The organism is Moorena sp. (genome assembly GCF_982860115.1).
Genome location: NZ_CEYLVT010000009.1, coordinates 1 through 25,173, shown reverse-complemented (window position 1 = coordinate 25,173; position 25,173 = coordinate 1). Strand labels below are relative to the sequence as shown.

General features: G+C 43.8%; 22 protein-coding genes. 11 read left to right on the top strand and 11 right to left on the bottom strand.

Features of this window, described 5'->3' with window-relative positions; genetic code table 11:
* The 7 genes from AC4II3_RS02910 to AC4II3_RS02880 form a co-directional block, all read left to right on the top strand.
* Positions 1–900: ABC transporter ATP-binding protein (locus tag AC4II3_RS02910; RefSeq protein ID WP_488010688.1), on the top strand; the 900-nt coding region annotated here is incomplete at its 5' end.
* 674 nt (positions 901–1,574) lie between these two features.
* Complete coding sequence (locus AC4II3_RS02905) at positions 1,575–1,832, top strand: hypothetical protein (protein WP_488010514.1); 258 nt, start codon at positions 1,575–1,577, stop codon at positions 1,830–1,832.
* Positions 1,829–2,125 carry a helix-turn-helix domain-containing protein gene (locus tag AC4II3_RS02900; RefSeq protein ID WP_488010513.1) on the top strand — a complete coding sequence of 99 codons (297 nt, stop codon included), beginning with the start codon at positions 1,829–1,831 and terminating at the stop codon, positions 2,123–2,125. The genes AC4II3_RS02905 and AC4II3_RS02900 overlap by 4 nt, the downstream gene beginning before the upstream one ends.
* 451 nt (positions 2,126–2,576) lie before the next feature.
* Positions 2,577–2,864, top strand: coding sequence for a microviridin/marinostatin family tricyclic proteinase inhibitor (locus tag AC4II3_RS02895; protein WP_488010512.1), 288 nt, complete (start codon positions 2,577–2,579; stop codon positions 2,862–2,864).
* A 257-nt stretch (positions 2,865–3,121) separates the two neighbouring features.
* Positions 3,122–3,499, top strand: a complete 378-nt coding sequence (locus tag AC4II3_RS02890) for a microviridin/marinostatin family tricyclic proteinase inhibitor (RefSeq protein WP_488010511.1) — start codon at positions 3,122–3,124, stop codon at positions 3,497–3,499.
* Between the two features lie 69 nt (positions 3,500–3,568).
* Positions 3,569–4,822, top strand: coding sequence for an RNA-guided endonuclease InsQ/TnpB family protein (locus tag AC4II3_RS02885; protein WP_488010510.1), 1,254 nt, complete (start codon positions 3,569–3,571; stop codon positions 4,820–4,822).
* Between the two features lie 245 nt (positions 4,823–5,067).
* Positions 5,068–6,057 carry an MvdC family ATP-grasp ribosomal peptide maturase gene (locus AC4II3_RS02880; RefSeq protein WP_488010509.1) on the top strand — a complete coding sequence of 330 codons (990 nt, stop codon included), beginning with the start codon at positions 5,068–5,070 and terminating at the stop codon, positions 6,055–6,057.
* Here the strand turns inward: AC4II3_RS02880 and AC4II3_RS02875 are convergent.
* Entirely contained in the window at positions 6,034–6,204 is a 171-nt protein-coding gene (locus AC4II3_RS02875; RefSeq protein ID WP_488010508.1) for a hypothetical protein, read from the bottom strand. The genes AC4II3_RS02880 and AC4II3_RS02875 overlap by 24 nt on opposite strands.
* Positions 6,205–6,553: 349 nt before the next feature.
* Here AC4II3_RS02875 and AC4II3_RS02870 point away from each other — a divergent pair, with 349 nt between their 5' ends.
* Both AC4II3_RS02870 and AC4II3_RS02865 read left to right on the top strand, forming a co-directional pair.
* The gene (locus tag AC4II3_RS02870; RefSeq protein WP_488010507.1) at positions 6,554–7,555 is read left to right on the top strand and encodes an MvdD family ATP-grasp ribosomal peptide maturase; all 1,002 of its coding nucleotides are present in this window, start codon (positions 6,554–6,556) and stop codon (positions 7,553–7,555) included.
* Positions 7,556–7,709: 154 nt separating this feature from the next.
* On the top strand, positions 7,710–8,012 hold the full coding sequence (locus tag AC4II3_RS02865; protein WP_488010506.1) for a hypothetical protein: 303 nt from the start codon (positions 7,710–7,712) through the stop codon (positions 8,010–8,012).
* 106 nt (positions 8,013–8,118) lie between these two features.
* Here AC4II3_RS02865 and AC4II3_RS02860 read toward each other — a convergent pair whose 3' ends face one another.
* The 3 genes from AC4II3_RS02860 to AC4II3_RS02850 are packed head-to-tail and all read right to left on the bottom strand — an operon-like array spanning position 8,119 to position 13,159.
* Positions 8,119–9,507 (bottom strand): hypothetical protein, encoded by a 1,389-nt coding sequence (locus AC4II3_RS02860; protein WP_488010505.1) that lies wholly within the window; start codon positions 9,505–9,507, stop codon positions 8,119–8,121.
* Positions 9,504–9,890 (bottom strand): hypothetical protein, encoded by a 387-nt coding sequence (locus AC4II3_RS02855; RefSeq protein WP_488010504.1) that lies wholly within the window; start codon positions 9,888–9,890, stop codon positions 9,504–9,506. Before AC4II3_RS02855 ends, AC4II3_RS02860 begins: the two co-directional genes overlap by 4 nt.
* Before the next feature lie 11 nt (positions 9,891–9,901).
* Complete coding sequence (locus AC4II3_RS02850) at positions 9,902–13,159, bottom strand: CHAT domain-containing protein (protein WP_488010503.1); 3,258 nt, start codon at positions 13,157–13,159, stop codon at positions 9,902–9,904.
* Between the two features lie 372 nt (positions 13,160–13,531).
* On the opposite strand from AC4II3_RS02850, the gene AC4II3_RS02845 reads away from it, so the two are divergent.
* Positions 13,532–13,738, top strand: a complete 207-nt coding sequence (locus AC4II3_RS02845; RefSeq protein ID WP_488010502.1) for a hypothetical protein — start codon at positions 13,532–13,534, stop codon at positions 13,736–13,738.
* 35 nt (positions 13,739–13,773) lie between these two features.
* Here the strand turns inward: AC4II3_RS02845 and AC4II3_RS02840 are convergent, their stop codons facing one another.
* From AC4II3_RS02840 to AC4II3_RS02810, 7 genes are all read right to left on the bottom strand, one after another.
* Entirely contained in the window at positions 13,774–14,364 is a 591-nt protein-coding gene (locus tag AC4II3_RS02840) for a hypothetical protein (protein ID WP_488010501.1), read from the bottom strand.
* A gap of 190 nt (positions 14,365–14,554) precedes the next feature.
* The gene (locus AC4II3_RS02835) at positions 14,555–16,246 is read right to left on the bottom strand and encodes an iron uptake porin (RefSeq protein WP_488010500.1); all 1,692 of its coding nucleotides are present in this window, start codon (positions 16,244–16,246) and stop codon (positions 14,555–14,557) included.
* 312 nt (positions 16,247–16,558) lie between these two features.
* On the bottom strand, positions 16,559–18,250 hold the full coding sequence (locus tag AC4II3_RS02830) for an iron uptake porin (protein ID WP_488010499.1): 1,692 nt from the start codon (positions 18,248–18,250) through the stop codon (positions 16,559–16,561).
* Between the two features lie 355 nt (positions 18,251–18,605).
* Positions 18,606–20,309, bottom strand: coding sequence for an iron uptake porin (locus tag AC4II3_RS02825; protein ID WP_488010498.1), 1,704 nt, complete (start codon positions 20,307–20,309; stop codon positions 18,606–18,608).
* A 451-nt stretch (positions 20,310–20,760) separates the two neighbouring features.
* On the bottom strand, positions 20,761–21,465 hold the full coding sequence (gene phoU, locus AC4II3_RS02820; protein WP_488010515.1) for a phosphate signaling complex protein PhoU: 705 nt from the start codon (positions 21,463–21,465) through the stop codon (positions 20,761–20,763).
* Between the two features lie 416 nt (positions 21,466–21,881).
* Positions 21,882–23,189 carry an ATP-binding protein gene (locus tag AC4II3_RS02815; RefSeq protein ID WP_488016933.1) on the bottom strand — a complete coding sequence of 436 codons (1,308 nt, stop codon included), beginning with the start codon at positions 23,187–23,189 and terminating at the stop codon, positions 21,882–21,884.
* A gap of 155 nt (positions 23,190–23,344) precedes the next feature.
* Complete coding sequence (locus AC4II3_RS02810) at positions 23,345–24,091, bottom strand: response regulator transcription factor (RefSeq protein WP_488016935.1); 747 nt, start codon at positions 24,089–24,091, stop codon at positions 23,345–23,347.
* A 278-nt stretch (positions 24,092–24,369) separates the two neighbouring features.
* Here AC4II3_RS02810 and AC4II3_RS02805 point away from each other — a divergent pair, with 278 nt between their 5' ends.
* Positions 24,370–25,116 carry a creatininase family protein gene (locus tag AC4II3_RS02805; protein WP_488016937.1) on the top strand — a complete coding sequence of 249 codons (747 nt, stop codon included), beginning with the start codon at positions 24,370–24,372 and terminating at the stop codon, positions 25,114–25,116.
* The last annotated feature ends 57 nt before the right edge of the window (positions 25,117–25,173 follow it).

Here is a 25,173-nt window from a genome sequence, read left to right as displayed (position 1 = left end):
ACCACACCACCATTAGTTTCAGTTCGTAACTTACAAGTAGGTTTTCCCATTCGAGGCATATTTGGCGGGACGAAACGCTATCTGATGGCAGTCAATGGAGTATCCTTTGATGTTTATCCCAGTGAAACCTTGGGGTTAGTAGGAGAATCCGGTTGTGGAAAATCTACCTTAGCACGAACATTGCTGCGTTTGATTGAACCAATGAGTGGAGAAGTACACTTTGATGGTAAAGAGATTACCAAAATCAAGGGTATGGGTTTACGGCAATTACGCCGTGAAATGCAAATTGTGTTTCAGAATCCCTTTAGTTCCCTCGACCCACGACTAAAGATTGGGGAAGCAGTGATGGAACCCCTATTGATTCATAGTGTTGGGGGTAATAGTAAGGAAAAACGCGATCGCGTGGCTGAGTTGTTGGAGCGAGTGGATTTAAATCCTGACTGGATGAATCGCTATCCTCACGAATTTTCTGGAGGTCAGCGCCAGCGGGTCTGTATTGCTAGGGCACTCGCTCTTAATCCTAAGTTTATCATTTGTGATGAATCCGTTTCTGCTCTAGATGTTTCCGTACAGGCACAAGTCCTGAATTTGCTGAAACAATTGCAGGAGGATTTCGGGTTAACCTATATCTTCATTTCCCATGACTTGAGTGTAGTCAAATTCATGAGCGATCGCATTATGGTAATGAACCAGGGCAAAATTGAAGAAATTGGTTCCGCTGACAGTATTTATCGAGAACCTCAGCAGGATTATACTCGTCAGCTGATTGCTTCTATTCCCACTGGTACTCTCGATCGGATTCAACAGCAGCAACACAGACGACAAGCTATGGAAATACCTGAGATTAGTGATCCATGGTCAGTTAATTCTGAGATTAGTGATCCCTGGTCTGTTAATTAAGGGAAAGGTTATTTTTTTTAAATTCAAAATGCCAAATTAAAAATTCAAAATTACATAAGCTATCAGCGAACAGCGATTAGCGCTACGCGCACGCTACTTGAGGTGCTATCAGTATCGAAGTCTGTGCCACGAGTCATGGATTTTTACCCAGACTCTCAATTCTCATGAATCTGGAATTATTAAATTATCTCGTTCTAGTTTTATTTTAAGTACCGATCTAGTAGCGTGAGCTAAAAGCTGACGGCTGTTCGCGCAGCGTGAGCTTTTAGCTCACGGCTGACGGCTGACTGCTTACAAAATTACTAGCCTTATAATTTTGAATTGTTGACAAGCGATGCAGCGCGGTCTTGGGGAGCCAGTGCGGTCATGGGGGTTCCCCCCATGAGCAACTGGCGTGGTTTCCCCCATGAGCGACTGCATCAAGACACGGATACAAGCCCCTGAAATGAATTCAGGGGTATTTTTTAATTTTGAATTGATAATTTTGAATGGTCGCAAAGCAATCCACCTTCCTCCCAAATTAGGTTTTTAAGTTTTTTAACATTTTTGCATTACTTCCGTGTTTTGTGTTATTATTAAAGTAAGGAGATAAGGAGATAGAAAGAAGCCAGCGGAAACTTTAGACCCTCTACGCTGGCTTCTGGCTCCTCCATTAACACTTGGAGATACATCCTATGCTAAAACCATTTCACCCTGATGGTGAGGCTCACCCCTACCAAGAAACTGTGGAACAGGCTTCTAGCCTGTCCCACACTGACTATGAACTGGGGTATAGTCATAGATCCCTTATATCGCTATACCCGACATCGCTGTCAGTGGCGGATTTGCCACCTCATTTTGCGCTAGCGCTATACTTTTGGACTTCACCAGCCATAACCGTACTAGCCTGGGAACAAGATTTAGAAACTCTAGCAGTAGAGGAGGCTTTATGAAAAAGCCCCGTCCTCTAACCGAAAAAGACCAAGCCTTAATTCAGCGCTACAGTAACTGCCAATTGGGGATGACACCACAACAGTTTTATGGCAAATGGTTAGTGACTTACGAGGTCATCGCCTGTATTTGCTCCCGTTCGGAAGCTACAGTACAGCGCTGGTTTGCCAGAGGTAATAACTATCGCTCTCCCATGCCAATCGATTTGTACCATCTGGCCATAATGGATTTCCTTCTGGAGCATTTTGAGACAATTCCTGAAGAAGTCAAGAATTTCCTGTGTCCACCACATTAACAAGATGGAGATATCCGGAGATGGGCTCACAATCGTCTTTATTTCTTTGATATCCAGATAGCATCGGTATTTTCAGGCTTGGGTAATGGGTAAGGTAATTGTGATTACTCTCGTACCATTACCCATTACTAAAAAAAACACCAATGGTTCAAAGTAGGACTACAAAGAGATTCCTAGGACTATGAGACATAATTGTTATTTTTATGTCCTATTTTTTATTAATTATTAAGGGTAGAATCAATTTTCATTGCTAATATACTACGTAATCCTTGGAAACTATCAAGTCTTAAGGGTTTAGTTAAGTGGAAATTTTCATCATGTAATATCACTTTATGTAGAAAATTTGAGGATTTTTATTCTCTACTACCTACTTAATAATCTATAATCCCTTTGCTAAGGGCTAGTTTAACTAGCAAGTAAATTCAATCAATTATCTAGGAGTAATTTTACGATGTCAGACATGAACAATCCAGAAGAAAATTCCCAAGCAGTTCCCTTCTTTGCCCGCTACCTAGAGGGACAATTTCGTGAAGACTTATCTAAGGAAGAAATGGAAGCTGTCAAAGGGGGTAGTCAATTTCCTATTCGCCGTCTTACCATAAAGTCCCCATCTGATCGGGAAGATTGGTCGGGGGTAACCTTTAAGTTTCGAGATGATGTATCTGTGACTATGAAGTACCCATCGGATAATGAGGATTTTGTGACTATGAAGGCCCCATCGGATAATGAGGAAATATAGCAATCCGTGTAATATTTTCAGACCGGGGATATCTGGAAAATGGGGAAGAATCTACCCAGAGCCTAACTTATTTATTTTAGGTTTCAATTAAAAATTTTCGCCAATTTGGCGTTACAGCTAGGGAGGCATGGCTTTTAATAGATTTATAGGAAAATAGTTGTGTCTATTCATGGGTCTATTCATGGATATACTCATACTTAGCCACATCCTATCTCCTATTTCCCCACATCTTATTTATCTACTAGGAGTTTAAAGCCATGTCTAATATGGACAAACCAGAAGAAAATTCCCAAGCAGTTCCTTTTTTTGCTCGCTACCTAGAAGGGCAATGGTGCGAAGAGCTATCTGAAGAAGAAATGGATGATGTTAGAGGCGGTCGCGGATTTGCGATGACACGGAAGTACCCCTCTGATTGGGAAGATAGTGTCGGATGCTTTACTCGGAAGTACCCCTCCGATCAAGAAGAGGGTGGTGGTGGTCCAGTCATGACTAAGAAGTATCCCTCAGATCACGAAGAGGGTGGCGGTGGTCCAATGGTGACTGAGAAGTTCCCATCGGATCAAGAAGATGGTGGTGGTGGTCAAATTGTGACCCTAAAGTTCCCCTCTGATTTTGAAGATGCTCACCAGAAGTAATATCGTGTCTGGTTGACTATAGCGTTATTTATAACTGCTATAACACAATTAACAAAGGTCAAAAATTGGATGCAGCAGGTAATTACAGCAAAGCTGAAGTTGAACTGCACACCGGAGCAAAAAGAAAAGCTTCGTGCAGTTACTTTAGCCTATCGTGATGCCTTGAACTATACATCGAAATTGGCGTTTGACAAAGGCAAAATTTCCTATGCGGCTAAGTTACAAAAGCAGGTTTACTACGACATTCGAGAACGCTTTAGGTTACCAGCCCAAATGGCATGTAATGTACCTCGACAGGTAGCTGCAATCTATAAAAATCTCTGGATCAAAGTAGAGCGTAATGCTACTCACTTAAAATCCGGCATTACCAACAAGCGGTACCAAGGGTTAGATACCCCTCCTAAATTCATAGCTCGGACTTGTACGTTTAGTTACAAGCGTGACTACTCGTTTGTTAAAGGTAAAGCTAGCTTAGTTACCTTAGAAGGTCGCATAAAAGTTGACTACTCCGGATATCAAAAACACTTAGACTTGATTCATTCAGGTGTTGCCAAAATAGGTACAGCAATAATTTACTATGCTGAAACAACCAAGACTTACTATTTACTAGTAAGCTTAGAGTTGGATTTACCCGATATTAAACCTGAAGCGATCAAACGTGTTGTTGGTGTGGATGTAGGTCAGCGCTATCTAGCAGTAACTGTTGATACGAATAACACAGCTAGTTTCTTTTCTGGCAAGTCAGTAATTCATAGAGCTAATCGTTACTATAAAACGAAACAAACTCTACAGCAAAAAGGCACTCGTTCGGCTACCAGACGGTTGATAGTCCTGTCAAAACGAGAGAGACGGTTTAACGCTGATATTAATCACTGTATTGCCAAACGTGTAGTGATTTCTGGCTCATTGATTGGTCTAGAAAATATTACCCATAATCCTGATAAAATTAAGCTAATACAACTAGGCCATGACCCATCTATAAAACTGTGTAAACCCCATATAAATAAAAGGATTTGGGAGTTTACTAAGTTACATTACTTCATTGACTATAAAGCCGTTTTGGGAGGCGCTTTAGCGATTAGAGTTGATGCTGATTTTACCTCCCAGTCATGTCCTCGTTGTGGTTACACCAGTAAAGCCAATCGACCCAATAAAGGATTAGATTTTGATTGCATGGCTTGTGGATACAAACTACATGCTGATTTAGTCGGAGCAAAGAATATCGCACTGAGAACTCTCCTCTTGAGGCAAGACTTTGAGAGGACGGGGCGACTTTCAACCGTCCCTGATGTGTCCCAGGATGAAACCAAAACTCTAGACTGAGGGGATTGCCAAAGGCTATACCTATCTTGGTACTTAGATTGGAGGTGGACTGTAGACACAATCCCCTTCCCAAGGGTGTACTCGATTAGGGTACTCGATTAGGAAGGGGTAGTTGAAATAATTACCGATACTATTTCTCGCTTTGCGTCAACTGAGCTTTTGAAACCCGCGATCAGCCCTCAGCGATTAGCTTTGGGCTGAGTGTTATGTATTGAAGCGTTATTTATTCTTCACCATTTAGGTATATGAACCGATCCCGTGATATAATTCTATTAATAACCCACAGTAATGATTACTTCACTATTGATAGAGTGGCGGAAGCCCTATCAAAACGAGGGGCTAAACCCTTTCGCTTCGATACAGATCAATTTCCCACTAAGGTGCAACTAGCAGCCGGAATCAGTAGCGAGGGGCTTAGTTACCAGTTAGACTATAGTGGACACTCAATTACAACCGAAGACGTGCAGGGGGTATGGATGCGCCGACTCTGGCATCCACAAGTCAGCCCAGACTTAGCTCCCCAATTCCAAGACGCTTGCGTTAGGGAATCATTAGCAACGATTGATGGTTTCTTAGATAATCTCAACCATGCTCGTTGGGTAGATAGGTTAGAACGAATCCGAGAGGCAGAAAACAAACCACGTCAACTCAGAATTGCTAATGAAGTTGGTCTGCTCGTTCCCCGCACTCTGGTCACGAATAATCCAGATCGGATGCGGGGTTTCTTCGCGGAGGTTGAAGGAAAGATGGTAGCTAAGTTGCTTACTCCTCTTTCCTATAGTATGGAAGCTTCTTCTTTTTTCCTATATACCAGCGTTGTGAAAGAGAAAGACCTCCAAGAGGCAGAAATGTTGCGCTATAGCCCCATGGTCTTCCAAGAGGAGATTCCTAAACAGCGGGAGTTGCGAATAGCATTCGTGGCGGGAAATTTATATGTAGGAGCTCTCGATGCTTCTCGGTATTCTGCAACAACGATGGATTGGCGCTCTGCTAAACCAGAAGACTGTCCTTGGGAACCTGATCAATTGCCCAGTGAGGTTGCCCATGGCCTGAATGCTTTGATGGCAAGGTTGGGACTAACCTATGGCGCTATTGATATGATTGTCACCCCAGACGGTGAGTATGTCTTCCTAGAAGTTAACCCCACTGGCGAATGGGGCATGCTAGAGCGAGATTTGGGTTACCCGATTTCTGATGCGATCGCACAAGCCTTATTGTCTGACGTTGTCAATTAAGGCAAAAGGCAACAGGCAACAGGCAATAGGCATGCTAGCAATAGGCAACAGGCAATAGGCAACAGGCAACAGGCAACAGGCAATAGGCATGCTAGCAATAGGCAACAGGCAATAGGCAACAGGCAACAGGCAACAGGCAATAGGCAACAGGGAAAAAAACTGTGTACCTCATTAAAATAAAAACGCTATAATCAAGAGAAGCTTTATATAATTATCGTCAAAAAATACCGTAATATATAATTACAACAATGCTATAGATGACTGAATTTTTACACCATTTATAATTCATGCTTAATTGACATTAAAATTATATAAAATTATCCAAAATATAACTATATATAGTGTGTGGATTTAGGCGTCATTAAAATACAACTAAAATTACTTATTTTTTTAATCAACTATATAGTTGATTAACTATTGCCTATTGCCTATTGCCTATTGCCTTTCCCTAAGGAATTCTGTTCACAACCAAGATAAAAACGCTAGATACTTAACAATGACAGTTTTAATTATTACCCATAGCCAAGACAACGAAAGCATTCCCCTAGTGGTAAAAGCCATTGAAGAAAAAGGGGGGAAAGCCTTTCGATTTGACACTGACCGATTTCCCACGGAAGTCCAACTAGATGTCTATTACGGTAAGAATAAAGACGGTAAGAATACAGAAAGACTAATCCTGAAGTCTGAGGAAGAAAAGCTAGATTTGCAGGAGGTCTCAGCAGTTTGGTATCGACGCATTGCCATGGGGGCAAGAATTCCCAGCACGATGGATCCGCAAATGCGGCAAGCCTCTATACAAGAATCTCGTGTAACTATCCAAGGTATGATTGCCAGTATCGATGGCTTCCACTTGGATCGGGTTGCTGTGGTTGAGCAAGCCAAGAATAAGCAGTTACAGCTAAAAGTAGCACGGGAACTCGGGATAGATACTCCCCTTAACCTGACCACCAATAATCCTGCAGCAGTGGTGGAATTTGCCAAAGAATGTGAGTCAGGTATAATCACCAAGATGCTTTCATCCTTTGCCATCTATGATCAGCAGGGAGAGGAGCAGGTAGTGTTTACCAATCCTGTTAAACCAGAGGATTTGCACAACTTGGATGGGCTAAGGTTCTGTCCAATGACCTTTCAGGAACATCTTCCTAAGACCCTAGAGTTACGAACCACAATTTTAGGTAAGCAAGTGTTTACTGCTTCGATAGACTCTCAACAGTTTCCAGGTGCTCGTTATGACTGGCGGCGACGGGGCGTTGATTCCCTAAACGCTTGGCAGCCCTATCAGCTGCCCCAGGATCTGGAAGAAAAGTTGCTGAAGCTAATGGATTACTTTGGCTTGAACTATGGCGCGATTGATATTATTCTAACTCCCGATGGTCGCCATGTATTTCTTGAGGTCAATCCAGTGGGAGAATTCTTCTGGCTTGAGCTTTGCCCTGGCTTACCAATTTCCCAGGCTATTGCTGATGTTTTGCTGAACTTAGTACCACGTCGTTCTTAGCATAGCAAAGGGAGCAGGGAGTATAAAATAGGGGTAATATAGCGCTACGCGCAAGGCAATTCCTGTGTTTACAACCCAGATACAAACGCTATCTATCAGAGTAACATAGGTAAACTAGTTTATAGTCTGGGTTTAAAATCAGGATAATCTGATCATGAAAAAGCAATTATTTTATCTAATTAAACTAACATCTACTATTTTAATTACTTGCGCTTTAATTCTAGAGATATGGTATATTTATTTACAGTTAAGCGATGGCTCTCTACCAAGTAAACTCTATTATGCCTTGTGGCTAGGAAGTTTCGCTCTAATCTCCCATTTCATTGAAGGTGTAATCGCTGCTTTTAAAGCTGACAGTTGTGATAAAAATCCTATAACCTATGGCATTTATACGTTTTTTGTGGGGTTTGTTGGATTGTGGGAATTATTTAATCCAACTTCAGAAAGTTCTAGTTAGAAATAAACCCTTGTACCTAAGCATTCAGCCGTCAGCGGTCAGCAAATAGCTGATAGCTGTTCCCGTAGCGTGCGCGTAGCGCATTAGCTGACACTAATTCCTTAGCTTAACGGCGGCGAAAGAGCTGCCTTAGAATAAACCATGCTATTAAAGCAACACCAATGCCAATGCCCAGGCTTTTCCAAAAAGCAGGAGTCATAACAACAGGAACTTCAGACTTAGGGGGGTTTTGAGCAATAATAATTGCAGCAGCAATTTGGCTAGTAGCTAATCCAAAACCAGCGATCGCAATCATCTGCTCAAAGCGTCGGTCTCGATCTGCTTGATAAAGCTCAATCCGCCCTCGATTCGCCTCTAGCAAATTTTGAAGCAGTGTTAATCCTCGCTCAAACCGTTCCTGATCAGCTTTAATTTCACCCTGATACTGGGGTGCAATGATTTCTAGAAACTTAGTTTGAAACCCTAAGTCTGTTTGAGGAGATTGATCAGAAATTTTCTTAAGGCGCTTCTGATAATTAGCCAAATTAATCTCAATGGTTCTACCTTGGTAATAGAGCGCCGTTAAATTAGGTGAATATCGTGATAGAATTTCAAGGGCTTTGGTTAGATCTATTTGCAGTGCTGAAATGTTAGCATTCGCCACTTGATTGGAGGCTTGTTCAGTTAGTTGCTTGATTACGGCAAAGTCAGCTTTAATACTTTTTCGTAATTGTCGAGTTTGGTGATAAGCCCAGATAATTTTATGACGAAAGCAGAATAAACGCATTAAATCGAAGTAAATCTTGCTAATAGCTCCGCGAATAGATTCCATAGAGTCATCAGCAGGAAATAAGCAAATTAGCACATGAGCGTATTTGCTATTATCATTACCAGAGTGTCGCCATAACTCGTAAATTTCTCCTCCTAATAATTTACCTTTACCATTTAAATCCTTGTCCCAATCAGGTTTATTGACTAATTTTGTGTAACATTTTTCAGCAATTGCTTGGTTATCCTGCTGATTATTGACTAACTGTCCCCAAATCAACCAAGTACGCCCAAGTTCATTCATTGAAGAAGCTGTGGATTCTAAAGCATCGTCTTGAATGTGCTGCTGAATTTGTTTATTGATATCCTCTAGCTCACCAATAGGCTTGGGCAAGTAGGGACGATCACGTTTATGGCCAGAACAATCCACTAATAGCCCATAAGTATCTTCAAACTGGATAGGATAGTAGTGACCATCTAAGCCTGCTTCAAATTTGCGAACTCGTTTTGCTCCCAAAAGCTCCACGTAACGAGCCTCAGCATTTTCTTCAGCAGCTCCCTCTACTCTTAATTTTTGATTTAATTTTTGATTTCGTATACTTGGATCGAGATTGTTTAAGTCGTGGTAAATTTTGCGCCAGAAATAGTAGCGGCTGTTCTGAATTTGCTGATCATTATCCCCAAACCCTTCTCGCAGGTCATAAAGAAACAGATCGATGGTCGGACAAATTAGCTCTGGTTCGCTCATGATTTCCGCTGCTTGATCAGTTGAAGAAGTTTGCTTAGGCGACTTGGTTTTTCGGCTTCTTGTTTAGCTGCCTCAACAGAGTTACTCGCTCGAAATACATCATTGGATTGTTCGCCAATCAGTGATTCTGCCTTTTCATCTGGTTTTGCTGGAATCGGTCCTTTGCGGCTTTCGCTATCATACTCTTGAAAAACCTCACGGGCTTGTTGATAAAGCTGATGGAGCGGTGGGTAGTTTTTAGCGATCGCACTCAGTTTATCTGTATCAGGTTGATCAGACATTTCATTGAGTTGCCGCTGTAAATCCGGCGGCAAAGGTGAGTCTAACTGAGCTAGCGCTACCAAAAAAGCATCTCGGGTAATTGCAGCAAGGGGATTATTCATAGCGATGTTATTTATAGCTGTAAAGGTAAACCAGTGAGAGTAAATCCTGTCCAATGGTAAGGATGAGCGAACGGTCGCTCATCTTGAGGCTTTTTACTAAACCTGTAAATCTCTGTCTCCAAGAAACTGCAAGTATCTCCATTCAGTGAAGTGTAAGTTGCAAGCAGTGTCTTGAGAAACGCTATCAAAGTCTGGTAATTAGCATCCCGGAGCCAGCGTTGGGCTTCTCCCAATGCGATCGCAGCAGCTGTCCCATCCTTCAGTAGTGAATAGAATTTAACCATTAGCAGAAAGCTAGAAATCGATTGCACTGTCCACAGGGTACTCACAACGTTGTGGGCACCACCACGTAAACATCCACTGACTAATCCCACGTATTCAGACGTAATGGTTTGGTTGCCAGTAACAGCGGTTTCACAGGCAGAAAGGCAAACTAAACTGTTGTCTTTTACTAAGGGAATTTCTCCACAAATATCGACAACAGTAAGATGGTCTTCTCCCGTAAGGTATAGGGCAGACGTTTTCGGATTGTTGAAGTTATATGCAGCATGTCCGGAAAAATGAAATCCATGATAGGCTTGCTGAAGCATGTCACTAACTTTTTCTTTAGTTGCTTGATCAGATTGAATGGTTGTAGTTGGGAACATCTGGGCAATCAACTGACATTCTGCCACTGCATACAAACCGTCAATTAGATGGTGCTGTTTTGCTGTTGTATTGTTGGGAGCTTCAACGCTTAAAAGACCGGAAATCGACCCTTCACCTCGTGTTTGCCCTTTCAAATTCAGCCCCATTTGAAGACTGGGGAGGTAGGTTAAAGTGAAGTTATCAGGAAAAAGAACATGAAGGGGAAAGCGGTGAAGATCACGATGGGGAATCAGAATAATTTGGCTAACGCTACTGGGAAGTTGAGCAACAATAGTTGGAATCTTTAGTATTTGCTTCAACCGTTCCAGTTGCTCAGACATTTTGGTACGCCATCGATGATTTTCTCGTGCTGTTTTATCCTGCGCTTTCCCATAATCTGTGTAGCGCTGATTCCAGTTAGTCACCCATGTTTCAAATTCTAACAATTGTCGATAGGCTTGGGGTAGCTGTTCTGGTTTTTCTTGGCTGGTTTCTACATCATCCTCAGGAAGGATAGCAGGAATTTCAGTATCCGATGTCAAGATAAATGTAGTGATACTAGCTGGACTCAGGTGCCAGTAAACGATAGCTGTTGAAGGATTCAGTAATTGCCCTACTTGTTCTTGCTCTAAACTATTAGCTTCACCGCTGTGAGCCGAGAGTAACCAAGATAAACAGGTATTCTTGCCTGTTTCAGCGGTTTCTAATGCTTTAACGAGTTGACCAGATTGGACATAGTAATCTACTGTCAACTGCTCAAAGCTAGCATATTTCAGGGCAAGTTGTTGTTGCTTAAGTGGGTCAACTGTTTCACTCAATAACCGTTGCAGTAACGCAGTGCCCTGTCGTCCTAATTGATTTGCTTGATCACTTTCTCCTAATCCCAGCAGAACTTTAATTAGATCTTTCAAAATGTCTAAATATCTTTCCCTATAATTAGGCCCATCTAAAAGTCTCAGAGCTCTTTGGTAGTAATTTCTGGCTTTGCGCCAGTGGGAGAAGCAATCTGCTTGCTTTTTCCCCTGCTCATCATGAGCCCATCCTTTGGCGCAGTGCAGTTCTGCACAAGCCATAGCATAATTAGGGTGTTCTGGCTTCAGTTTAAGTAGCCCTTCATCCCAAGCTTTTAAAGCTTCATCAAGACCTCGGTAGCGATAGATTGTCCAACCTCGGTTTCTCCAAGCTTGCCAACATTGTTGATCATTCTGCAAGGCTTGATCGTAGGCAGCTAGTGCATCATTATAGAAGCCTAGCCCAGTCAGTGCCCATCCTCTGCCGTTGTGAAAGTCAGCATATTCTGAATCAAGAGCGATCGCACGATTATATGATGCTAATGATTCTTCATAGCGATACAAGTCAGTAAGTATATGCCCTTGGTTTGCCCAAGCCATTTTAAATTGAGAGTCAAGTTTGAGAGATTGCTGAAAAGAATTCAATGCTTCTTCAAGCTGTCCTATTAAATATAAAGTTATTCCTCGATTATACCAGATCAAATGATTTTCTGGTTCAATTTTGATGGCTCTATCAAAACTAACCAGCGCTTGATCAAATTCTTTTAATTTCGCCAATGCCGAACTACGCCATAACCAAGCAGCGTAATTATCCGGCTGAATTTTTAGAGCCTGATCATAGCTAGCAATGGCTTCGTTATATCGTTGAGAGTTGAATAAGCTGTTTCCACGTGAAACCCACGGGAAATAATTATCATTTGATAGTTTAATCGCGGAGTCATAACTCTTAATAGCAGCCTCATGCTGATTTAAAGCTCGTAAACAGGTCGCTTTGTTAAGCCATGCATAGTAATGATTAGGAGATATTTCTATAACTTTAGCAAAACTAGATACCGCTTCTTCATAGCGGGCTAGCTTTGCTAAAGCATAGGCTCTTTGAAACCATACATTATGATCACTATAGTTGATTTCGAGGGCACGATCATAGCTAACAATTGCTTCTTCATGACGGCTTAATTTTTCTAAAGTAAAGCCTCGCCAATACCAATTGTTTAAATATAATAAATCATCTGGCTCAATCTCTAAGGCTTTATCAAAGCTGACAATCGCTTTTTCATAATCTTTACTGTTGTAAAGAGCTATCCCTAGACGATACCAGCAATACAAATACCGAGGGCAAATTTCTAACGCTCTATCGTAGGCAGCGATCGCTTCGTCATCCCGTTTCAAGTATGAGAGTATGGAACCCCTAAATTGCCAAAAGCGAGGGTTTTCTGGATCAATCCCGATCGCCTTATCCAAAGCTTCAAGAGCGTCATGGTCTCTTTTCAATTTCGACAGCGCAATACTTCGATCGTGCCAATCTTCAGCATTTTGAGGCTCTACTGAAATTGCCCGTTCAAAATCTTGCTGGGCTAATTCAGCTTGACCGATTGATTGATAGCTTACTCCCCTTAGAGCCAGAGCAAGAATGTAATCAGGTTTAATTTGAAGAGCTTGAGTGTGGGAATCGATCGCATTTTGATCTTGGTCTAACCAACCCTGGGCTAACCCCAAGGTACACCATGCCTCAAAATTCTGTGGCTCTAGCCCAATGATTTCCTGAAACGTCTCTAATGCCTTTTGATACTGCCCTTCAAGAATTTGTTGATTTCCCTGCTTCAGCAGTTCTTTGACACTGGTGCATCTCATAGTCTAACGGTCTAATCAGGGTTTAAGCTTTCGAGCCTAGTGTTGCTGCAACACCGAGATGCACCCTTTCACAGATTTGTCAAGCTCTGATCAGTAGTTTCTCTTGCTATTTTATACAAAGTTTAAGAAACTGTTTATTAAGTAAATCTTAAGACAGCTTAAATCCCTTACTATTGCTGGGTTACGGCAATTTATAGAAGTGTGGGCAGTGTGGAAAGTGCTGAATGCTGTTCGCGTAGCGTGTGCGTAGCACATAAGCTGAATGCTGTTCGCGTAGCGTGTGCGTAGCACATAAGCTGAATGCTGATAGCTCAATGCTAATAGCAAACCCAAAAGCTATAATTGCTTGATATAGCTAATTGCCTAACACCTATGAGTCAGCAGCTCACTCTAGAAATCAGCGATGAAGTCTACGCCAACCTACAGCGTAAGGCCAATGCAGTAGGAATATCCATAACGGATTGGATAGTCGCCGTTGTCAGCAGACAGGACGGAACGGTTAGCACTACGATGCTGTCTCCAGAGCAGCAAGAGCAGGCACGACAGAAGTTCAAAAGCCATGCAGGTGCTATCAGTTAGTCGATACTCCCTACTCCCTTCTTCTTAAGACTCACCTACCGTCCCCGCAATTCTGTTTCTAGTTTCCCTAAATCCTCTTTCAAGAAAACCGTAAGTTGCCCATTGAAAGCCTTGCCGCTATCATTTTGAGTTATTTCTATCCAATAACCGTATTGTTCTCCTAACAAAAGTTGACCCTGCTCAGCTGACCACAGTGGTAGGTTTTGTCGCCGTGATAACTCTAAGATTTCTGGAGAAGGATAGGTGTATACAAACTCAGCGCTATTGTAATCTCGATAAATCTCTGGACCATAGACAGTGCGCAGGGATTCCTCCAGGCGTTCGAGGGTTACCCCATTCACTTGGTCATGGATAGCAATGCGTTCACTGCGAATGGTACTCCGGTCTTTTGGATAAGAGATGCTACCAGGAGGCAAGACAGTGGCTTGAAAGGTAAATCGTTCCCCAGCTGTATCACTTTTGCGCACTACTAAGCCATCTCCAATACCAGGCCGTAGGGTGGGGTGACCGTTAATCCATGCAGCAACTTGATCAGTCCTCTGACCAGGCAGGGCGCTAACCCGATTACCAGTTAGTGCGAATATAATGCCCAGTGATAGAAATGATCCTATTTTTATGACATTCATAGCAGAGCACCTGTTACCTGAGTCTTAGGTAAATTCTAGCATTTTGATACCCAAGCAGAAAAACCCCGACCTCCAAGAGAAGTCGGGATGATTTTTACTAAAGCAAGATGGCTTTTAGCTAATCGATATCCTAGAGTTGTCAGCTATCAGCTGATAACTGACAGCTAATAGCAACACCTAGAATTTTTACTTAGAATCTAAAGGTGGTACGGATCGCTCCAACCCAAATCGTATCATTGTCATCATCGTGATTAGGATTAAAAATCACGTAGGCTCCTGGAGTAATCGTGATGTTCTGGGTGATGGGGAATTTGTACTGTGCCTCAATCAGGTAAGAAGTATCATCATCTTCATCAGCACCATCAATGTCGGTAGCCTTAGGTGGCACACCTCCAGCAAAACTCAGCACAGCTCCCTCTTTGCCTAAATCCAGGAAAGACAGGTTAGCTGACCAAGTTAAGATTTCAGCATTGTCACCTTCTTCCACCGCACCATTATCATCTTCCGCTTCAGCATCAACATAACCAAACCAACCGCCTAGGTGAATTTGTGAGCTCAGGCGAAGACTCGCTTGTGCTCCAAAGCGATTAGCAGAGGTAGCCGTCTCCCCAAAGGGTTGCTTGGCCAAGTCACTACCAGTGCTACCGGAAAGATTCACATCCTCTCCTGGCTGGTAGCTACGGACGTAGGTCAAAGATATCTCCAAGTTATCAATGGGGGAAATCCCCAATTGAGCGCCAGCGCTATAGGCACCATTGAACAATCCATCTCCTTGGGCAGGACTAGGCGCATCGCCATCATCAGCTAGATAAAGTAGTGATAGATTCACCGCATCACTAAATTCATAGGTTAAACCGGCACCTGCTCCTTCTGGTCCGCGAAGGGTTACGGGGTTGCGGCGGACAAACCGCGATAAGCCACCAGTGCCACTGCTTTCCAGGAAGGGGTTCGTCGGGTCAAAAGGGTCATCTATAGCAAGCCCAGATGTTCCCACATAAGCCGTGGTTTTTGTACCAATGGGGAAACGGTAGAACACGTCAGGAATTTCAACATCGTTGCCACTATCCGCATCATGACCCAAGCGAGCCATGTCGGTACCGGTCACATCACTGAGTTGAGTAAAGTTTCCTGCCTCCAAACGAATTCTCAACCGGTCTTTCCCGGTGAAGCTGGTATTTAAGTTCAGACGTACCCGGTTGCTTAAGGTAATGTTTTCATCAAAGTCATCCCCACTACCATCAGCTTGTTCTTCCCCAAAGGCACCAGCGAAGGTAAATATGACCTCCCCTTGGAGTTTGGTGGTGGTAGAGAACTGATGGTCTTCTAGGAAAGCTACTCGACCTTCTAAGTTATCAACCCTTGCCCCTAGGGTAGCCAGTTCTGCTTCAAACTCCTGAATCAGCCGTTGCAGGGTTTCCAAGTCTTCCCTGGTAATAAAGTCAGCGGTGCTAGCCGCAATTAATCGCTCAATCTGGTTCAAGCAAGCATTCAAACCAGCCGCAAACTCATAACGAGTAGTTGCCCGGTTTCCACGGAATGTGCGGTTAGGATAACCAGCAATACAGCCATAGCGTTCTACCAGAGAGCGCAGAGCTTCATAAGCCCAGTCACCAGGAGATACGTCCCGCAGTTGGGAAACACTGGTGACCTGGTCTAGCTCATCTACATTTGTGCCCTCGTTGTTGTAGATATTGATTTGTTGTAGAATTTCCGAGTTAGACTCACTGGTCGCCTGAGCAACGGTTAGCTCTTGTGGAGCCACTTGAGTTTCAGTAGAAGATTCCTCAAAGCTGGGAGCACCATAGGCGTTGTTAGCCAACAGCAGCGAAGCCCCTAGCAAAGCGGGGCTATATTTGATCGTATTCCAAAAAACTGTTGACATGCTTTCTCAATCAACCTCACACCTAGTAGACAACACTATTAGTTATGTCTAGGACAACTTTGGATTAGCATATCACTTCTTGTGTGATTTTTCGAGAAAGATACTCATCCTCGATTCTAGTCACTTAAGATACCAGTCTCCATAACCAACAGAGCAATGGCTGTCTGTGCGAAGTGCGATTATACCGGTTGAGGTTGAAAAGTAGGTAACGCTTTCTCATAAACAAATCAGCTATCTGCTGTCAGTTATCAGCAGATAGCTGATAGCAAACCCTAGAATTTTTAACTAGAATTTTTAACTAGAATTAAAACCCTAGAATCTAAAGGTGGTACGAATTGCTCCAACCCAAATCGTATCATTGTCATCATCGTGATTAGGATTGAAAATCACGTAGGCTCCTGGAGTAATCAGGATGTTCTTGCTAATCGGGAATTTGTACTGTGCCTCAATCAGGTAGGACGTATCATCATCTTCGTCACCCCCATCAATTTCCGTAGCCTTAGGTGGCACACCCCCGGCAATACTGAACACAGCTCCCTCTTTGCCTACATCAAGGAAAGACAGGCTGGCTAGCCAAGTGATAATGTCAGCATTGTCACCTTCTTCGACATTACCATTATCATCTTCTGCGATCGCATCAAGATAACCAAACCAACCGCCTAGGTGAATTTGTGAGCTCAGGCGAAAACTGGCTTGTGCTCCAAAGCGATTGGCAGAGGTAGCGGTCTCGCCAAAAGGCTCCCTGGCCAGGTCACTACCAGTGCTACCGGAAAGATTGACATCCTCTCCTGGCTGGTAGCTACGGACGTAGGTCAAAGATATCTCCAAGTTATCAATGGGTGAAATACCCAGTTGAGCGCCAGCGCTATAGGCACCATTGAACAATCCATCTCCCTGAGCCGGACTAGGCGCATCACCACCATCAGCTAGATAAAGCAGTGATAGATTCACCGCATCACTAAATTCATAGCTGAAACCGGCACCTGCTCCCTCTGGTCCCCGATGGGTTAGGGGGTTACGGCTGACAAACCGGGATAACGCACCAGTGCCACTGCTTTCCAGGAAGGGGTTGGTCGGGTCGAAAATGTCCTCTATCTCAAGCTCAACGGTTCCCACATAAGCCGTGAATTTTTCACCAATGGGGAAACGGTAGTACAACTTACTAATTTCCACATCGTTGCCACCACCCTCATCATGACCCAAGCGAGCCATATCGGTACCAGTCACATCACTGAGACTAGTGAAGTTTGCTGCCTGCAAACGAGTTCTCAACCGGTCTTTACCAGTGAAGCTGGTATCGAAAACCAGACGTACGCGATCGCTTAAGGTAATGTTTTGATCAAAGTCATCCCCACTACCATCAGCTTGTTCTTCCCCAAAGGCACCAGCGAAGGTAAACAGAACCTCCCCTTTGAGTTTGGTGGTGGTAGAGAACTGATGGTCTTCTAGGAAAGCCACCCGACCTTCTAGGTTATCCACCCGTGCCCCTAGGGTAGCTAGTTCCGCTTCAAACTCCTGAATCAGCCGTTGCAGGGTTTCCAGGTCTTCCCTGGTAATAAAGTCTGCCGTGCTAGCCGCAATTAACCGCTCAATTTGGTTCAAGCAAGCATTCAAACCAGCCGCAAATTCATAACGGGTAGTTGCCCGGTTTCCACGGAATGTGCGGTTAGGATAACCAGCAATACAACCATACCGTTCTACCAGAGAGCGCAGAGCTTCATAAGCCCAGTCACCAGGAGATACGTCCCGCAGTTGGGAAACACTGGTGACCTGGTCTAGCTCATCTACATTTGTGCCCTCGTTGTTGTAGATATTGATTTGTTGTAGAATTTCCGAGTTAGACTCACTGGTCGCCTGAGCAACGGTTAGCTCTTGTGGAGCCACTTGAGTTTCAGTAGAAGATTCCTCAAGGCTGGGAGCACCATAGGCGTTGTTAGCCACCAGCAGCGAAGCCCCTAGCAAAGCGGGACTATATTTGATCGTATTCCAAAAACTTGTTGACATAAGTTGTCAATCAACCTCACACCTAGTAGACAACACTCTTGGACTCAACGCAGTCCGCAAGTTTCTCCTACAACCACTAAAATTCGGTAGTTATAGGACAACTCTGGATTAGCATATCACTTATTGTGTGATTTTTCGAGAAAGATACTCATCCTCGATTTTAGTCACTTAAAATACCAATTTTCTTAAGCAACAGAGCAATGGGGTCTGTCCGAAGTGTGATTATACCGGTTGAGGTTGTAGGGAAGGTAAAGGTTTATCCTAAAACTAGTCAGCTATCTGCTGATAACTGACGGCAGATAGCTGATAGCAAACCTTAGAATTTTTAACTAGAATTTTTAGCTAGTATTTTTACCTAGAATTTAAAGGTGGTACGGATGGCTCCAACCCAAATCGTATCATCATCACCATCATTGTGATTAGGATTAAAAATCACGTAGGCTCCTGGAGTAATCAGGATGTTCTTGGTAATGGGGAATTTGTACTGTGCCTCAATCAGGTAGGAAGTATCTTCATCTTCTGGATTGTCACCATCAACTTCGCTAGCCCTAGGTGGCATACCCCCGGCAATACTGAACACAGCTCCCTCTTTGCCTAAATCTATGAAAGACAAGTTAGCTGCCCAGGTGAAGATGTCAGCATTATCACCTTCTTCAGTTAGCCCACCATTGCCATCATCTTCGGCTTCAGCATCAATATAACCAAACCAACCGCCTAGGTGAATTTGTGAGGTCAGGCGAAGACTCGCTTGTGCTCCAAAGCGATTGGCAGAGGTAGCCACCCTGCCGAAGGGGCGCTTGGAAATGCTACTACCTGTGCTACCGGAAAGATTGACATCGTCTCCTGGCTGGTAGCTACGGATGTAGATCAAAGATAAATCCAAGTTATCAATGGGTGAAATACCCAGTTGAGCACCAGCACTATAGGCACCATTGAAAAGTCCATCTTTCTGAGCAGGACTAGGAGCATCACCATCATCAGCCAAATAAAGTACTGATAGTTTCAAGGCATCACTAAATTTATAGCTGAAACCGGCACCTGCTCCCTCTGCTCCGCGAAGGGTTAGGGGGTTACGGCGGACAAACCGAGATAAGCCACCACTGCCACTGCTTGCCAGGAAGGGGTTGGTGGGGTCGAAAATGTTATTCAAGTCAAGGCCAGTGGTTCCCACATAACCCCTGAATTTCTTACCAATAGGGAAACGGTAGTACAAGTCATTAATCTCAACATCGTTGCCACCACCGGCATCATGACCCAAGCGAGCCATGTCGGTACCAGTGACATCACTGAGCCTAGTAAAGTTACCTGCCTGCAAACGAGTTCTCAACCGGTCTTTACCAGTGAAGCTGGTATCGAAGTTCAGACGTACCCGGTTGCTTAAGGTAATGTTTTCATCAATGCCATCCCCACTACCATCAGCTTTTTGATCCCCAAAGGCACCAGCAAAGGTAAACAGAACTTCCCCTTTTAGTTTGGTGGTGGTAGAGAACTGATGGTCTTCTAGGAAAGCCACCCGACCTTCTAGGTTATCCACCCGTGCCCCTAGGGTAGCTAGTTCCGCTTCAAACTCCTGAATCAGCCGTTGCAGGGTTTCCAGGTCTTCCCTGGTAATAAAGTCTGCCGTGCTAGCCGCAATTAACCGCTCAATTTGGTTCAAGCAAGCATTCAAACCAGCCGCAAATTCATAACGGGTAGTTGCCCGGTTTCCACGGAATGTGCGGTTAGGATAACCAGCAATACAACCATACCGTTCTACCAGAGAGCGCAGAGCTTCATAAGCCCAGTCACCAGGAGATACGTCCCGCAGTTGGGAAACACTGGTGACCTGGTCTATCGAATCTACATCCTTGCCCTCGTTGTTGTAGATATTGATTTGTTGTAGGATTTCCGAGTTAGACTCACCAGTAGCCTGGGCAACCGTTAGCTCTTGTGAAGCCACTTGAGTTTCAGTAGAAGATTCCTCAAGGCTGGGAGCACCATAAGCACTGTTAGCCACCAGCAGTGAAGCCCCTAGCAAAGCGGGACTATATTTGATCGTATTCCAAAAAACTGTTGACATAAGTTGTCAATCAACCTCACACCTAATAGACAACACTCTTGGACTCAACTGAGCCCACAACTTTTTCCTACAACCACTAAAATTCGTTAGTTATAGGACAACTCTGGATTAGCATATCATTTTTTGTGTGCTCAGGGGAGCTAGCTTTTCGAGAAAAATACTCGATTGTAGTGACGTAGGATACCAATCTTTTTAAGCAACAGAGCAATAGCTGTCTGTGCGCTCTAGATAATACCGGTTGAGGTTGAAGAGGAGGTAAGGCTTTGGTAATAGTCAGGTTAAGAAGAATACTTTTATGTTTAGAGCTAGCATATTATCTGGCTAGGATATGATATAGCAATCCTAATTGCGACGTCAACAAGCAAGAGGAGCAAATTCTTACCCATCTTTACCCTCTTGGCTTGTTCTGGTATATAAAAACTCAGATCGGATTTCTATTTAATTCGTGAACCTAACGGCTAGGAAGAACTCCTGAACGGTGACCAGTGACAATATAAGAGACTCGTTGACCAATATTGGTAGCATGGTCAGCCATTCGTTCTAAATGGCGAATCACTAATCCTAGTAAAAGAATTGGTTCAACAACACCCTTGATATCCCGCTGACTGGCCAAGGTTTGATACAGTTGGTCATAGGCATCGTCTACTGTGTCGTCCAGCTTTTTGACCGTTTGCCCAGCAATGGCATCTAAATCCGCTAGGGCTTTCAAACTTGTTGCCAGCATAGCTTGGGCATGATGAGACATCAGTTCCACCTCTGGCATACAGGCATGGGGTGGATAAGGAAACAGCTTTATTGATAGTTCTCCCAGGTCTTCAGCATAATCACCAATGCGCTCTAAGTCTCTTACCAGTTGCATAAAGGCACTCAGCAGTCGTAAATCTTGGGCAACTGGAGATTGCAGAGCCATTAAGGTGACACATTCCATCTCAATTTGGTGATAGTAGCCATCAATGCGCTTATCAAGAGAGGCAAGATGTTGGGCAGTCTCGAGATTGCGCTCAAAGAGGGCTTGATGGCTGAGTCGAAAAGATTGCTCTACCAGAGCCCCCATACGCAAAACATCTTGTGCCAAACGCTTCAGAGAGCGCTGGAAGTGGGAACGCTCAGAAATGTTACTCACAGAACTAGTATGAGAAGATGATAAACTCACCATAAAATCAGATTGATAAGGGAACACTAGAAGCCCCTGTTTTTTAAATTTATGCATGGGGAGAAAAGCTTTCCCGTAACATAAATCACTGCCCAACAGCACATCTTGAGTAGATGCGTTCGCGTAGCGTGGCCTGCGGCCAATCGCGTAGCGTGGCCTACGGCCAATCGCCCTTAGCCATCCTTCCGGTGAACAAATTAGCAGACAGTATTTAGATCAAGGGTTTAGGGGTTACAGGTTAGCTGGTTACAGGTTAGCTGGTTATTAAACCTTGGCCTATTGGCCACGCTACGGTAACAACCAAACAACTTTTAACCTTTAACCTTTAACCTTTAACTTTCAACCTTTAACCTTTAACCAAACAACCTACCAGGGCGAGCAGGATAAGACACTATAACACTTAGTAATAGCAAATTTAATCAACCTTTGGTGGTATCTGGAAGTGCAATTTCTATACAGGCACCACCTGTTTCCCAGTGATTGGTGGCTAGGATAGAGCCACCGTGAGCCTCAATAATTTGCTGCACAATGGCTAGTCCTAGACCACTGCCACCACGAACAGGTAATGGCTCTCCATTACTGTAATTACTCTGGTCTCTAGTCCTTGACTGATCTCCCCGGTAAAGTCGCTCAAAGACACGGGGTAAATCTGACTCGGCAAAACCATCTCCTGCGTCGATCACCTTAATTTGAATCCAAGTATCGCAAACAGCCGCCTTCTGGGAAGAGATAGCATTAACCTCAACTCTAATGGCAGCCTGAGATGGGCTGTGTTTAATACTGTTGTCAAATAAATTGAGAAACACCTGAGTCAGGCGAGAGGGATCAGCTTGCAGATACACTTGATTGGGTCCATGATAGGCAAGGGTTAAGTCTTTCTGTTGGGCTAGGAGTTCTAAGGTTTGCCAGACCCTAAAAATTAAACTCTTTAGTTCTATGGATTGACAGTTAAGATGTAGAGTCGGGTCTTGCTTGAGTTTACTAATTTCCAGCCAATCTTCCACAAGCTGAATTAGGCGTTTGACTTCTGTCAGCATTTTCTCCACCCAGCGGCTTTCCTGAGCCTCCAGACGGCTCTGTAACGTTTCCGCCACTAAACTAATGGAGGTTAATGGGGTTCTTAGTTCGTGGGCTAAATCCCCAAACCACTGGTTGCGAGACTCAGCCAGTTCTACCAAAGGTTGTTGGTTTTCCAGAAACACACCAACTTGTTTCTGGGGTAAGGGCCAACTGGAAGCTTTTAGATAAAGCGATCGCATTTCACCCATGGCTTCCCCATTTAAGCAACTGGGGTGAAATACCCATTCACAGATCCCAGGTTGCTGCTGCTGACGGGTAGTTTGAATCAGCTGATCTAATTCGTAGGAACGCACCCACTCCAGGAATAACCGGATTTCTCCTGATTCCCAGTCATGAATATGTAATAACTGACGTGCTTGCTGGTTGCACCATAGTAACTGGTTTTCTTCATCCACCAGAAAATAACCTAAGGGGGCTACCTGAAGTAATTCTTGCCAGGTTTGCAGTTCCTGCTCCATCACTTCTCGTTGGTGATTGGCTCTTGCGATCGCTTGCCGCAAACGAGAAACTGCTGACAATGAGTTGCTGGTAGCATCCGCCTGTAGTGTTCCCAACATTTGCTGTAGCCGTCGTTTGAGTTGGTGCTGCTGCCACAGCCACAGCCCAATTCCCAAAGCCAGACCTAGTAAAAATGCTAGGAGGATCATAAGAAAAAACAATATGAAGTATTAAGGACTTCGTACTTTATACTACTTTATCCTTTATCTCTCCTTCATATTTCATTCATTATTTATCCTTGATTCTTGATATTTTATCTATCCTTTATCTCTCCTTTATCTATCCTTTATCTCTCTTTCATTATTTATCCAAACCTATAACCAAAACCCCGTACAGTGATCAGGTATTCTGGTTTACTGGGGTCTTCCTCTAATTTTTCCCGTAACCAGCGAATATGAACATCCACTGTTTTAGTATCTCCCACAAAATCCATTCCCCATACTTGATCAATTAATTGCTCCCGAGACCAAACTCGGCGGGGATGATTAATAAATAACTCCAAAAGTCGAAACTCCTTGGGAGATAAATTAACGTCTTCTCCCCGAACCGTCACCCGACACTCTTGGGGGTACAGCTTGATCTCTCGGAATTGCTGCACTGGTGTTGGAGTCATACCATTCAAGTGTTGGCGACGAATTAAGGCTCGGCAACGAGCAATCAACTCCCGCATACTGAACGGTTTAGTGAGGTAGTCGTCTGCACCAACTTCCAAACCTAAAACCCGGTCTGTTTCACTAGCTTTGGCACTGAGAATCATGATCGGAATGGGATTTCCTCGATAACGTAGCAACCGACACAGATCTAAACCATTAACCTGAGGTAACATTAGGTCTAATATGAGCAAATCCACAGAGTAACCAGTTTGATCGCTATCCTGAAGCATAGTCAAAGCTGTAGCGCCGTCCGAAGCAGTTAAAACCTCGTAACCTTCTTCTTCCAGGGCTAGGACGATCATTTCTCGGATTAGTTCTTCGTCTTCCACCACTAAGACTTGTTTAGCCTTGGTCAGTTCTGAACCTGAAGGACTGTGGGGTATGTCGAGAGCAAGCATAAAGTAAGAAAAGTTGGTAACTGAGGTTACACGTCAAGATATACAAGCAGTGCCATGCATCTGTCAATCAGAATATTGACTTAATGATCAATTAACCTTATTTTTACCAATATATTATCTGGCTGCGGATAGATTATGGAGCCATTTTGCCTAATTAAGAAAAAATAACGATAAGCAAAAATCCTAGTAGGTAGTATTATAGGCAAACAAAACCTCTGCACCTACTGGCAACAAGAGGTTGGGCAAATGCCACAACAACTAACGCTCTAAAATTAACCATGCTGTTACACTTGAGTACTTGGACAGAAATTGAAGCTTACCTAAAGCAATCACAAGGGATTATTCTGCCCATTGGTTCAACGGAACAACATGGACCAACTGGGTTGATTGGCACCGACGCAATATGTGCAGAAGCGATCGCAAAAGGTGTGTCTGAGGCAACCAATGCCCTAGTTGCTCCCACCATTAATGTCGGGATGGCCTTACACCACACAGCTTTTCCCGGTAGCATCAGTTTGAAACCGAGTACATTAATTCAGGTGATCAAAGATTATCTGACTTGCTTGACCAGAGCTGGGTTTACCAAGTTTTTCTTTATCAATGGTCATGGGGGTAATATCGCTACCCTTAAGGCAGCGTTTTCTGAAAGTTACGCTCACTTGAGTGATTTACAGATTCCTAATGGGGAAAGGGTTCAGTGTCGGGTAGCTAATTGGTTTATGTGCCGTTCTGTCTATAAATTAGCTAAAGAATTGTATGGGGATCAAGAAGGTTCCCATGCTACTCCTTCTGAGGTAGCACTGACCCAATATCTCTATCCCGAAGCAATTAAACAAGCACCCCTCTCAGAAACCGTTGCGTCTGGACACCCAATTTATGGAGCCGCAGATTTTCGTCGCCGTTATCCCGATGGTCGTATGGGGTCTAATCCAGCCTTAGCAACACCCCAACATGGTAAGCAGTTTTATGAGTTGGCAGTCAAGGAGTTGAGTGCTAGTTATTTGGAGTTTATGGGCGCAGAGTAATTGGGAATCGGGAATCGGAACCCACCCCTAACCCCTCCCAGGAGGGGAACGGGAATC